Here is a 12976-nt window from a genome sequence, read left to right on the forward strand (position 1 = left end):
GAGGCGTTGAGCTAACTGATACTAATTGCCCGTGAGGCTTAACCATACAACACCCAAGGGGTTTTGACGGACTCGAATAGAACGTTGAATGTGTAGAACGAGCATTAAAAACAGCTTTCCAAGATTTTAACGAATTTGCTTGGCGACCATAGCGTTATGGACCCACCTGATTCCATGCCGAACTCAGTAGTGAAACGTAACAGCGCCGATGGTAGTGTGGGGTCTCCCCATGTGAGAGTAGGACATCGCCAGGCTTCCAATTTAAGTGTGGAGCGGTAGTTCAGTTGGTTAGAATACCGGCCTGTCACGCCGGGGGTCGCGGGTTCGAGTCCCGTCCGCTCCGCCACTTCTTAAAGAAACCTCAGTCGAAAGGCTGAGGTTTTTTGCTATGTGTGACCCGGAAAAGTGCTTCGCACTTTAGATCACGTCCGGGAGTCCGGCCTCACTTACCGTGCGCAACTAGGCGTCCCCCATTGAGCCCTATCCGTTCTATTACTTATTAAGAAGCCTCAAACTATGCGTATAGGTTAAATGAACCGAGGTTTTTCTATCAGCATCATACGTGCCAATTACTAATGAGCATCTGTATTACAGGCATCTGTTTAGAAGGTGATGCCTACACGTGCAATAATTCCTGCGACCATAGCGATATACATCAGAAACCCTAAGCCGTTACCAACCCATATCGTTGGATTTTTGTGGTAAAGCCCATAAAAGGTCCAAAGCATGGCGATGAATGAGTAGAGTACCCAGGTTGTCAGGGATAATCCTGCAGCATGCTCACTGTGTGAGAAGTAGAGCTTATAGATTTGAGGTAACGTTGCCAAAGGACTGACTAAGCCCATTACAAGCATCAAAGGTTCCAGCGCTTTCCCTATCTTTTCAATCACGCTCATTGCTCACCTCACTTGAGTTAATTCCTAGTGAGGATAGTCAGGAGAGATGGCTGTCGCTGCTCTTCGCGATACCGATGCTGAGACAGTATCGCAACTAGATCGTTTTCCCTTCCGCTACGTCCCATAGCGCTTTAATAAGCGGGTTATCTATTTGCGATCGTAGACAGCACACTCCCAGCTCGAATGGCTTGATGGGGGCTAGCTTGAGCTTTTCGATTTTATCTCTGACAGGACTGTTATTGATTACCACATCCGGCGCAATTCCCACACCGCACCCAAGCGCTACCATGCTCACTATGGCTTCATGGCCGGAAACCTGCGCGTAGATGTTCGGTTTGATCTTCATATTCTTAAACCAGGTGTTCGCACGCTCCCTGGCGGTTCCAGCTTCCGGTACGATAAAGGGAATAGAAGACCAATCAGGATGCTCACTTTGCAGGGTATCGGCGAAACTGCTGACACCAGCAGGTGCGATAACAGACAGCGGGACATCACTGATGGGCTCGAATGAAACCTTCGAAGGAAGCTGTTCAGGCAAAGCGGATATTGCAATGTCTGCTTCATCAGAGAGCACTTTGTCTATCGCCTGTGCCGGGTCCCCTGTAGACACTTTAAGCTCAATAAGTGGGTGTCTTAAGCGAAACTCTGATAGCAGTTCAGGTAAATGGCTATAACTTGCGGTGACCGAACAGAACAGCCTTATCTCGCCGACTAGCTCATTCCCTGAGGTATTAAACTGACTCTGGTATTGCTGCCATTCAGACAGAATTCTCATCGCGACAGGTAATAGCTTTTTCCCTGCCAGTGTCAGCTCTACGCTTCGGTTATCCCTCAGAAAAAGCTGTTGTTCAGCTTCTTGCTCAAGCTTCTGTATTTGGCGGCTCAGCGCTGAGGGACTGATATGCATTGCAGCGGCTGTTTTGGAGAAACTTTTACTGTCACATAGGTGTATGAACAGCTGAAGATGTTTGATGTTCATCGCTTAACTTCCATGTTGCAAAAAATGCAATTACATGTTGTGAATATATCACTTTAAGCAATTAATTACCTGATCTATGATGAGGGCAATTCGATGCAACAGATTGTCATGTTCGCATCGCCAAAGGACAAAATTTCTTCACGGAGTATTCGACATGTCTAACTATTTCAATACCTTGAACTTGCGTGAGCAATTAGCTCAGCTGGGTGTTTGCCGTTTTATGGATAAAGCGGAATTCGCAAATGAAGCGGATTACCTGAAAGGCAAGAAGGTTGTTATCGTGGGTTGTGGTGCACAGGGCCTGAACCAGGGTCTTAACATGCGCGACTCAGGTCTGGACGTGTCTTACGCTCTGCGTCAGGCAGCGATTGACGAGCAACGCCAATCTTACAAAAACGCGAAAGAGAACGGCTTCAACGTAGATAACTACGAAAACCTGATCCCTCAGGCTGATCTGGTTGTTAACCTGACTCCAGACAAACAACACACTGCAGTTGTTAACGCTGTGATGCCTCTGATGAAAGAAGGCGCTGCACTGGGCTACTCACACGGTTTCAACATCGTTGAAGAAGGCATGCAAGTGCGCAGTGACCTGACTGTTGTGATGGTTGCTCCTAAGTGCCCAGGTACTGAAGTACGTGAAGAGTACAAGCGTGGCTTTGGTGTTCCAACACTGATGGCAGTTCACCCAGAGAACGATCCAAAAGGCGAAGGTCACGAGATCGCAAAAGCATGGGCAGCTGCAACTGGCGGTCACCGCGCAGGCGTTTTGGAGTCTTCATTTGTTGCGGAAGTAAAATCTGACCTGATGGGTGAGCAAACTATCCTGTGTGGCATGCTGCAGGCAGGTTCTATCGTTTGTTACGAAAAGATGATTGCTGACGGTATCGATGCGGGTTACGCGGGTAAACTGCTGCAATTTGGTTGGGAAACCATCACTGAGGCACTGAAATTTGGCGGTATCACTCACATGATGGATCGCCTGTCTAACCCAGCAAAAGTAAAAGCATTCGAGCTTTCTGAAGATCTGAAAGACCTGATGCGCCCGCTGTACAACAAGCATATGGATGACATCATCTCTGGTCACTTCTCATCAACCATGATGGCTGACTGGGCGAACGATGACGTGAATCTGCTGGGCTGGCGTGCAGAAACTGCTGAAACGGCATTTGAAAACTACCCAGAAACTGACGTGAAGATTTCTGAGCAAGAGTACTTCGACAACGGCATCCTGATGGTTGCTATGGTTCGCGCGGGTGTTGAACTGGCGTTTGAAGCTATGACTGCATCAGGCATTATCGAAGAGTCTGCATACTACGAGTCACTGCACGAGCTGCCACTGATCGCAAACACCATCGCACGTAAGCGTCTGTACGAGATGAACGTGGTTATCTCTGATACTGCAGAGTATGGTAACTACCTGTTCGCTAACGTTGCAACGCCACTGCTGCGTGAGAAATTCATGCCACTGGTTGGTACTGACGTGATTGGTAAAGGGCTGGGTGAAACTGGCAACCACGTTGACAACCAAACGCTGATCGACGTGAACGAAGCACTGCGCAACCACCCAGTAGAGTGGATTGGTCAGGAGCTGCGTGGCTACATGACTGACATGAAGCGCATTGCAGTGGGTGACTAATCACCGCAATAGATAAATACGAAAAACCCGGCAATAGCCGGGTTTTTTATGTCTTTCGTTTTGCGCTTAAGCGTCAGACTTCTCGTTAAGCTTCTGCTCAAACTCAGCCAGTTTCTGTTCCATTTCAGTCAGCTTTTGACGGGTACGAAGCAAAACCTGCGTCTGAACATCAAACTCTTCGCGACTGACTACATCCAGTTTAGCCAGCTGTGATTGGATCACCTCACGAACCTTCTGCTCCACATCATTACCCAGATCTTTTACCGGCTTCGGCATAGATTCATGGATTTGCTTGGCAATTTGCTCCAACTTTTTTGGGTCGAACATGCGTTACTCCTTATTTTGATGCCGTTATTCTAAGCAACACCTGACCTTTTGTCGAAAGTGTCGCATTGCAAAAGGCTACTACTCATTACGTTGAAAAAAGAAAAGGGTCTCAATCGAGACCCTTTGTCATATTGGAAGAATATCAGTGCGCGGGTTTTTCCTGCGCTGAAACATCCAAATCTTCTTCAAACTCTGGCAGTGGCTCGTGCTTGCTCGCCAGATAGGTGTAGATTACCGGCAGTACAAACAGGGTGAACAGAGTACCAATTGCCAGACCAGCAACGATAACGATACCGATGCTGAAGCGCTGCGCGGCACCTGCACCAGTTGCGTACATCAACGGGATAAGACCTGCGATCATCGCTGCTGTGGTCATCAGGATTGGACGCAGACGTACTTTCGCGGCTTCCATCACCGCTTCCATCTTGTTCATACCACGATGAAGCTGCTCTTCTTTTGCCACCTCACAGATAAGGATACCGTGCTTGGTGATAAGGCCGATCAGCGTGATGAGACCTACCTGAGAGTAGATGTTCATTGATGCTGCGCCCCAAGCGAGGGCAATCAATGCGCCACAGATAGCCAGTGGTACAGATACCAGAATCACCAGTGGATCACGCAGCGATTCGAACTGAATTGCCAAAACCAGGAAGATCACCGCCAGTGCCAGCATAAAGGTACCTACCAGCGCGCTACCTTCCGTCACGAACTGACGGGCTTCGCCGAGGTAATCGTGTTGGTAACCACGAGGAAGTTTCTCAGCTGCGATATTCTCAAACCAGTTGATGGCATCGCCCATCGCAACGCCCGGCGCAGCAACCGCACCTATGGTTGCAGAGTTCAGCTGGTTGAAGTGAGGCAGGGCGCGAGGCTCGGCTACCACATCAATGGTGATCAGTGAGCCCAACGGCACAGCCTCACCGTTCGCAGAACGTACGTAGTAACCTTTGATGGACTCTGGGTTTAGGCGGTACTTACGCTCGACCTGCGGGATAACCTCATAGGAACGGCCATCCAAGTCGATACGGTTCACGTAACCATCAGCCATCATGGTGCCCAGCGTGATACCGATATCCTGCATGGTCACACCGTATGCGCCAGCTTTGTCTTTGTCGATGTTGATTTTCATCGTCGCCGAATCGAAGTTCAAATCCATGTCAGAATAAACAAACATAGAGTTGCTCTTCACCTCAGACAGTACGTCTGACGCTACCTGGAACAGGCTCTCGAAGTTGCTTGGTGTGGTGATGACGAACTGGATAGGCAGACCGGAAGACGCACCTGGAAGTTCTGGCATCTGGAAAGCAGTCACCGCCATACCCGGGATGTCTTTCACTTCCTCAGTCATACGCTTCACGATGTCTGCCTGGCTTGCTTCACGTTCACTCCAAGGCACCAAAGAGGCGATACCAAATGCCTGATTGGACTTTGGCACACCAGAGAATACCTGCGAGAAGGCCACTTCTGGCTGATCAGCCAGTTTCTGGTTAACTTCCGCCATGGTGTTCTGGATGTAATCTAAATTTGCTGTCGATGGCGCTGTACCCATCATCACCAGCACGCCTTTATCTTCCGCGGGTGCAAGTTCACTAGGAATGAACTTGAACAGCAGTGGCAAGCTGACAAACACGATCACGGCGAAGGTGATGATGACAGGGCGTACCTTCATTACGCCGCCCAGCATACGTGCATAGCCTTCAGTCATGCGATCAAGAAAGTGATGTACTTTCGCTTCGAATTTGCTTGGTTGCGCATTGGCTTTTAGCATCTTCGAACACATCATCGGCGACAGGGTCAGCGCGATAATGCCGGAGACAAATACCGCACCAGCCAGCGTCAGGGCGAACTCTTTGAACAGCGAGCCTGTGATGCCCCCCATCAATGCGATAGGTGCGTACACCGCTGCCAGCGTCAGTGTCATCGAAATAACGGGCACGGCAATTTCGCGGGTACCGATGATGGCGGCGCGGAATGGGGACTCCCCGAGCTTAATGTGACGGTCGACGTTCTCCAGAACAACGATGGCGTCATCCACCACCAGACCGATAGCCAGTACCATCGCGAGCAGCGTCATCAGGTTCAGTGAGAACCCGAACAGCTCCATCATCATGGCTACACCAATCAGTGATAGCGGAATGGTAATGATCGGGATGAGTACCGCACGGAATGAGCCCAGGAACAGGGTGATGACCACCAGTACGATAAGCGCCGCTTCAATGATGGTCTTCACCACCTCGTGAATCGATTCGTTGATGGCAACGGTCGAGTCATAAAGCACGTTCATTTTGATGGTGCTTGGCATGTTGCGCTCGAGCTCTGGGAGCTTCTCAAGCACATCTGCTGCGATGTTTATCGGGTTGGCGGTTGGTGCGGCGTTAATGGCTGCAACCACAGCTTCAGAACCGTTTGCTGTCGCACGGTAAACGTCATGACTCTTTTCAAGCGACACTTTCGCAATGTCGCCCAGACGAATGACCTGACCTTTCTGGGTGGCGACAACCAGGCGTTTCAGCTCTTCGGTGTCAGAAACCTGAGTGTTGGCCGAACCGTTGTATACCATGTAGGTACCGATTGACTGACCGGTCGCAGACTGGAAGTTGTTGGCGTTCAGCACGCCCATCACGTCAGTCGCTGTCAGGTTAAACGCTGCCATTTTCGCCGGATCCAGCCATACACGTAGCGCGTACTTCAGGCCACCGTAGAGGTCGATACTTGCGACACCGTTTACGGTAAACAGCTGAGGCTTGGTGACACGCTCCAGATAGTCAGTGATCTGGCTGGAATCAAGCTCTTCCGACGTAAAGCCGATGTACATTACCGCGGTGGTAGAACCGGTCGACATCGACACTGACGGGTCTTCTGACTCGCCTGGCAACTGTGCACGTACCGAGTTTACCTTTGCCAGAATGTCAGCAAGCGCCGCATTTGGGTCGGTATTGAGCTTCATGTATGCCGTGATGGTTGAGCTACCCAGCACCGACTCCGAGGTCATGAAATCGATGTTGTCCGCCTGTGCGACGGCCTGCTCAAGTGGCGTAGTAATAAAGCCCTGAATAAGGTCAGCACTCGCACCATAGTAACTGGTGGAGATGGTGACCACGGTATTGGTCATGTCCGGGTATTCCCGCACCTGCATCTTGAACATCGACTGCAGGCCAAGCAGGGCAATCAGAAAACTGATTGATACCGCCAGTACCGGACGCTTGATGAAAATATCAGTGAATTTCATAGCGGCCTCTTACAGTTGTGGCAGCTCTGCCGGTGGGTTGAGAGCATCACTTTCCACAACACGTACTTTCGCACCGTTGCTCAGACGCACCTGACCGGAAGTCACGACTTTATCACCTGGCTCCAGACCTTCCAGTACGTGCGCGATGTGACCTTTACGCTCGCCGACTTTCACAACCTGCTGATAGGCTCGGGTTGCGCCGTCTTCCTCACGCAGTACATACACGTTCTCACCGTAGAGGGTGAAGTTGATGGCAGTCTGATCGACAACGATTTGGTCTTCAAATGTTGGCAGAATGATGTTTGCACGGGCAAACATACCTGAGCGCAGTTGGCCGTGGTTGTTTGGAATGTCTGCTTGTACCTGGATTAGACCGCTCTGGAAGTTAACTGCAGGCTCAATAGCGCTGATCTTGCCGGTAAATGGTGTGTCTGGGTAGGCATCTACCGAGATATCAATTTGTTGACCCAGCTTGATTTTCGCAATGTCGGTCTGTGGAACCGTGAAGCGAAGACGCATGATTGACGTGTCTTCCAGACGCACGATTTCTGTGCCTGGTTGTAAGTATTCACCCAAAAAGACGTTACGCAGACCGACGATGCCATCAAAGGGTGCATCAATGGTACGACGCTCAATCGACGCATTTAGACTTTCAACATCAGCTTGCAGTGAACGGAAATTCGCTTCGGCTTCGTCCAGGGCTTCTTTAGAAATTGAGCCTTTACGGAACAGACCTTGGTAGCGCTTGAACTTCGCTTCAGCAGCAGGCAAGCGGGCTTGGGTACTCTTGAGGTTCGCGACTTCTACTTTTGAGTCTAATGCCAGCAAGACATCACCTTGTTTGACGGCCTGACCGGATTCAAAGTTGATGTTTTCAATGACGCCGCTGACTTCTGTGGTCAGAGTAACGCCCTGGTTTGGTTCGATAAAACCAATTGCCTCAATGGTAGGGATCCAATCGACTGAAACCATTTCTACCGCTGTGACCGGGAATTCCGGCTCAGGCATGTTTGCCATGTATTCGGCAATTTTCTGTTGCTTGAACATGTTAAAGCCAATCACGGTGCCGAATAGCAAAACCGCCACGACTAACATGACTACAAACCATTTCTTCATTTAGATTGCTCCGATTATCTATGAAGGCAGATAGCATCCCAGCAAGCGTTGATCGTATCCTCGATTGCTGATTCATCTAGTTCTATGACCCCTTGTACCTGTTTGCGTGCAAGGCAAACAGCTGGCTCGATACCAATGCCGGAAAGCACTGAAGTGGAGAGGGGTTTAAATGTTCCGTCTGCAATTCCTGATTCGAAAAACTGGTGGAAGGGACCAAAAGCTTTTAAATCCATCAGGCGTTGCTCACCGTTTCTCTGATAGGGCAGACTGTCAAATTGTTCCCGGTTGATTGCGTTATCGTCTCGGCGAATGGTTAAGTGCCATGCATTTAGCCACAGCGTGACGAATTGTTGCTTTAACGGCTTATCTGCGTCATGGCCTTCCAACATCTTGGTGGCACACTGCTGAACCACATGATTTCGAAGTTGACTCAGTAAGTCGTTTTTATCTGAAAAGTAACGGTAAATGGTGCCTGCTGCGACCCCGGCTTCCTTTGCTACCATCTGCATCGAGAGGCGATCAAAGCCATGCTGGGCCAACAAGCGTTCCGTTGCTTCCAAGATCTGTGTTTTCTTGTCAGACATAACACAGCGCTCCAATGAATGAACGTTCATTCATTGTATGGATTTTGTTACAGACTGCCAACTCTTTCCTTTAAATCGACGAAAGATGAAGTGCGCCGTTATTCCGTCTATACCCAAACGACCTGAAGATGCTCTCATTCAGAGGCCATCAATGCGTTCAATTCGAGGCAAATTTCACGAGGAATAGCACTCTATTTCCGTGGAATTTAACAAAGAAGTGGGCGCATTGAGGGCCTCCCTTCGGGCGAGTTGACTGACGCCGTGCTCTTTGTTACTCCTTTTTGATGGAGGTGGCTACACCTGCAAAGGAGCGCCGCGATCACAACGCCAGTCAACCTCGCTGAATCCTGCATCTTCAGGTTGTTTGGGTATACAATGCACCTGCTAAATATCGCGTGATTGAACAGAGGAACCACATGAAACTTAATCCAGCTCAGAATGACGCTGTCCACCATGTCTCCGGGCCCTGCCTGGTGTTAGCTGGTGCGGGTTCCGGTAAAACACGTGTGATCACCAATAAAATTGCTTATCTGGTCCAACAGTGTGGCTACAAGGCTCGTCACATTGCGGCGGTAACTTTTACCAATAAAGCGGCGCGGGAAATGAAAGAGCGCGTCGGCCAGACGCTGAACCGCCAGGAAGCGCGGGGGCTGATGGTCTCTACCTTCCACACTCTCGGCCTGAATATCATCCGTCGCGAGTATAAAAGTTTGGGGTTGAAAGCGGGCTTCTCGCTGTTTGATGATCAGGACCAGATGGCGCTTTTAAAAGAGCTGACTGAAGATGAACTCGACGGCGACAAGGATTTGCTCAACCAATTGCTGCATACCATCTCGAACTGGAAGAATGACATGCTGACGCCTCAGCAGGCGGAATCTGCGGCGATGGGCGAACGCGACCAGTTATTTGCCCATTGCTATGCCATGTACCAAAAGCAGATGAAGGCTTACAACGCGCTGGATTTTGATGATTTGATCCTGATGCCAGTGATTCTGCTGAAAACCAATCAGGAAGTGCGGGAACGCTGGCAAAGTAAAATCCGTTATCTGCTGGTGGATGAATATCAGGATACCAATACCAGCCAATATCAGCTGGTGAAGCTGTTGGTGGGTGAACGTGCCCGGTTTACCGTGGTAGGGGATGATGATCAGTCTATCTATAGCTGGCGTGGCGCGCAGCCAAAGAACCTCTTGATGCTGAGTCAGGATTTCCCAAGTCTGAAAGTCATCAAGCTGGAGCAAAACTACCGCTCAACCAGCCGCATTCTGCGTGCGGCGAATATCCTCATTGCCAACAACCCGCATGTGTTTGAGAAAACCCTGTTCTCTGCGTTGCCAGACGGTGAAATGCTCAAAGTGCTGAAAGCCAATAACGAAGAGCATGAAGCAGAGCGTGTGGTCGGTGAGATCATTGCTCACAAATTTATGAACCGCACGGACTACAAAGATTACGCGATTTTGTACCGCGGTAATCACCAGTCGCGTTTGTTCGAAAAAGCGCTGATGCAAAACCGTATTCCTTACAAAATCTCAGGCGGCACCTCATTCTTCGCACGCGCAGAAATCAAAGACATCATGGCGTACCTTCGTCTGCTGACCAATCAGGATGACGACAATGCGTTTTTGCGCATTGTGAATACGCCACGTCGCGAAATTGGCCCAGTGACACTAGAAAAGCTGGGAACATACGCGAATATGCGTGGAAAAAGCTTGTTTTCGGCGAGTTTTGAATTGGGGCTTCAGGAGCACCTAAACGGTCGTGGTCTGGAATCCCTGCAACGTTTTACCCGCTGGATTGTCGAGCTTTCCGATCAGTTTGAGCGCGGCGATGCGGTTGATGCAGTGCGCTCGTTGGTGCGTGACTCGCACTACGAAGATTGGCTCTACGAAACCTCAGCCAGCCCTAAGGCAGCAGAGATGCGGATGAAGAACGTCTCCGACCTCTACAGCTGGATTGTGGCGGACTTGGAAGGTGATAACTACGACAACGAAGTGAAGACGCTTCGTGAAGTGGTTCAGCGACTGACACTGCGTGACATGATGGAGCGTGGCGAGGACGATGACGACGCTGATCAGGTGCAGTTGATGACGCTGCATGCCTCCAAAGGTCTCGAGTTTCCGTATGTGTATCTGGTAGGAATGGAAGAAGGTTTTCTGCCGCATCAGTCGAGCATTGATGAAGACAATGTGGAGGAAGAGCGCCGTCTTGCCTACGTGGGGATCACCCGCGCGCAACGTGAGATGACTTTTACGCTTTGTAAGGAGCGCCGTCAGTACGGTGAGTTGATAAAGCCTTTGCCGAGCCGTTTTCTTGAAGAGCTGCCATACGACGATGTGGAGTGGGAAGAGAAGAAAAAGCCCCAGACACAGGAAGAAAGGATGGCAAAAGGGCAGGCAGCAATCGCCAATCTCAGAGCAATGCTTAAAAAAGACTAAAGAAAAGCCGGATAACTCCGGCTTTTTTTTATGCATCGAGAGCTTCTTCAGCCGTTTCGTTCTCGTGCAGCTTACGGATCACTTTGGCTGGCGTGCCACCAATCAGACAATCTTCCGGCATGTCTTTGGTGACTACTGAATTGGCTGCGATCACTGAGCGAGCACCAATGGTCACGCCTTGGCAAATCACTGTATTGCCGCCCACCCAGACATCATCACCCACCACGATCGGCTTGCAGAAGGTTTCCCATTTGCGTCGGCTGCGGTAATCCATAGAGTGGCCGGCGGTGTAAAACTGGCAGTTAGGGCCAATGAGCACGTTGCTGCCAATGGTAATTGGTGCACCATCCAACATCATCGCACCCATATTGATAAAGGTACTGGGACCGATATGGACGGTTTTGCCAAATTCGCAGTGGAAAGGCGGCATCACCATTGAGTCATCCCCAATGCTGCCAAACAGCTCTGATGCAATATCAATGGATTGGTCAACCGGGAGAGTGTTGTAGCGTTGAAGGAGTTGGAAGGCTTTCGAGCGAATGGAATCAATCGTTTCATCGCCCCCATTAAAGGCGAGGCCTTGGGTCATTTTTTCAAATTCGGTCATCTTAGGAACAGGAAAGAAGAAAACACGCGCGAATGATGGGCAATATAGCGGAGGAATTCAGTGTCCTTGCTTCCAGACTGATAAACAGGCATCAAAAAAGCGGCTTGAAAGCCGCTTTTTCACACAATCTTGGATGCCTTACAGAGACAGCATGTGGTCGATAGCAGCCACGATCTCGTCATCAGAACAATCCATACAGGTTCCGCGTGCAGGCATGCCGTTGAAGCCCTCGATGGCGTGCTTGTTCAGCGTGTCACGGCCTTGTGCAAGACGTGGTTCCCAAGCTGCAGGGTCGCTAACTTTTGGTGCGCCCGCGGCACCTGTCGCGTGACATGCCATACAGTAGGTGTTGTAAACGGAATCGCCGGTACGTGGGCCTGATGGTGCAGCAGCAGTCTCAACAGGTGCTTCGCCGTCCAAGTAAACGGAACCGACTGGTGCGATGCGTTCTGCAATGGCTTCTTCTGACATGTCAGCAGCGTGCGCTGTGCCCATCAGAAACAAAGCGGTGACAGCAGATACTGCTAAACGACGTAAAAAAATTCCCTTTGCGCTCACTGTTTCACTCCCAATATCTTTTTGGTTCCGAATTATCGGACGTTTTTTATGCGGTTAGCTACTTTTTATCACAATTGTAAAGGTGGATCGGCTAACTGGGTCGACCTTTCAGCAATTGTGACGATCTTAATTACGAAGTATGGACGAAATAAGGTTAACTCCGTGTAAAGATTAAGTGATTATAGCGCTTTAGATTGTTGCGTGAAACCGTTATGATATCGCCTGCCTGCACTGTTTTTAGCCCGATCGGATAAAAATAAACCGTTCGAAAAAAAAATTAAAAAAAGTGCTAGACGGCAGGAGGCGATATCCGTAATATGCGACTCCGCCGACAGGGGCAAGCGCCCGTAGCTCAGCTGGATAGAGCGTTGGCCTCCGGAGCCAAAGGTCGCAGGTTCGAATCCTGTCGGGTGCGCCAGTCCGGAAAAGAAAATTTGGCGAAATAAAACAGTGGTGGCTGTAGCTCAGTTGGTAGAGTCCCGGATTGTGATTCCGGTTGTCGCGGGTTCAAGTCCCGTCAGCCACCCCACTCGGTGAATAGCGCAGTTTGGTAGCGCATCTGGTTTGGGACCAGAGGGTCGGGGGTTCGAATCCCTCTTCACCGAC

At 50.1% G+C, this 12976-nt stretch carries 10 protein-coding genes, 4 tRNA genes and 1 rRNA gene; 7 read left to right on the top strand and 8 right to left on the bottom strand.

The window, feature by feature from the left end; all coding sequences use genetic code 11:
• Positions 1 to 138: 138 nt before the first annotated feature.
• Positions 139 to 254, top strand: a 5S ribosomal RNA gene (gene rrf / locus QL223_RS25595).
• Between the two features lie 15 nt (positions 255 to 269).
• Positions 270 to 346 (top strand) — tRNA-Asp (locus QL223_RS25600).
• A 256-nt stretch (positions 347 to 602) separates the two neighbouring features.
• Here the strand turns inward: QL223_RS25600 and QL223_RS25605 are convergent.
• Positions 603 to 896 (bottom strand): SemiSWEET transporter, encoded by a 294-nt coding sequence (locus QL223_RS25605; RefSeq protein ID WP_002535505.1) that lies wholly within the window; start codon positions 894 to 896, stop codon positions 603 to 605.
• Positions 897 to 990: 94 nt separating this feature from the next.
• Entirely contained in the window at positions 991 to 1875 is an 885-nt protein-coding gene (gene ilvY, locus QL223_RS25610) for an HTH-type transcriptional activator IlvY (RefSeq protein WP_281546335.1), read from the bottom strand.
• A 154-nt stretch (positions 1876 to 2029) separates the two neighbouring features.
• On the opposite strand from ilvY, the gene ilvC reads away from it, so the two are divergent.
• Positions 2030 to 3514, top strand: a complete 1485-nt coding sequence (gene ilvC / locus QL223_RS25615; protein WP_002535503.1) for a ketol-acid reductoisomerase — start codon at positions 2030 to 2032, stop codon at positions 3512 to 3514.
• A gap of 66 nt (positions 3515 to 3580) precedes the next feature.
• Here ilvC and QL223_RS25620 read toward each other — a convergent pair whose 3' ends face one another.
• The 4 genes from QL223_RS25620 to QL223_RS25635 form a co-directional block, all read right to left on the bottom strand.
• Positions 3581 to 3841, bottom strand: coding sequence for an accessory factor UbiK family protein (locus QL223_RS25620; protein WP_002535501.1), 261 nt, complete (start codon positions 3839 to 3841; stop codon positions 3581 to 3583).
• A gap of 142 nt (positions 3842 to 3983) precedes the next feature.
• Positions 3984 to 7070: a multidrug efflux RND transporter permease subunit gene (locus tag QL223_RS25625; RefSeq protein ID WP_251876948.1), complete on the bottom strand. Its 3087-nt coding sequence runs from the start codon at positions 7068 to 7070 to the stop codon at positions 3984 to 3986.
• A gap of 9 nt (positions 7071 to 7079) precedes the next feature.
• Positions 7080 to 8186, bottom strand: coding sequence for an efflux RND transporter periplasmic adaptor subunit (locus tag QL223_RS25630; protein WP_281546336.1), 1107 nt, complete (start codon positions 8184 to 8186; stop codon positions 7080 to 7082).
• A 14-nt stretch (positions 8187 to 8200) separates the two neighbouring features.
• Entirely contained in the window at positions 8201 to 8770 is a 570-nt protein-coding gene (locus tag QL223_RS25635) for a TetR/AcrR family transcriptional regulator (protein ID WP_281546337.1), read from the bottom strand.
• A 416-nt stretch (positions 8771 to 9186) separates the two neighbouring features.
• Between QL223_RS25635 and rep the strand changes: the two genes are divergently transcribed.
• Positions 9187 to 11205, top strand: a complete 2019-nt coding sequence (gene rep, locus QL223_RS25640; protein ID WP_281546338.1) for a DNA helicase Rep — start codon at positions 9187 to 9189, stop codon at positions 11203 to 11205.
• Between the two features lie 28 nt (positions 11206 to 11233).
• Here rep and QL223_RS25645 read toward each other — a convergent pair whose 3' ends face one another.
• Positions 11234 to 11812, bottom strand: a complete 579-nt coding sequence (locus QL223_RS25645; protein ID WP_281546339.1) for a sugar O-acetyltransferase — start codon at positions 11810 to 11812, stop codon at positions 11234 to 11236.
• Between the two features lie 138 nt (positions 11813 to 11950).
• Positions 11951 to 12370 carry a cytochrome c5 family protein gene (locus QL223_RS25650; RefSeq protein WP_002535491.1) on the bottom strand — a complete coding sequence of 140 codons (420 nt, stop codon included), beginning with the start codon at positions 12368 to 12370 and terminating at the stop codon, positions 11951 to 11953.
• A 341-nt stretch (positions 12371 to 12711) separates the two neighbouring features.
• Between QL223_RS25650 and QL223_RS25655 the strand changes: the two genes are divergently transcribed.
• From QL223_RS25655 to QL223_RS25665, 3 genes are all read left to right on the top strand, one after another.
• Positions 12712 to 12788, top strand: a tRNA-Arg gene (locus tag QL223_RS25655).
• A 35-nt stretch (positions 12789 to 12823) separates the two neighbouring features.
• Positions 12824 to 12899 (top strand) — tRNA-His (locus QL223_RS25660).
• A 2-nt stretch (positions 12900 to 12901) separates the two neighbouring features.
• Positions 12902 to 12975, top strand: a tRNA-Pro gene (locus QL223_RS25665).
• Position 12976: the final 1 nt, after the last annotated feature.

The sequence above is a fragment of the Grimontia sp. SpTr1 genome, assembly GCF_947387585.1.
GTDB lineage: Bacteria > Pseudomonadota > Gammaproteobacteria > Enterobacterales > Vibrionaceae > Enterovibrio > Enterovibrio indicus.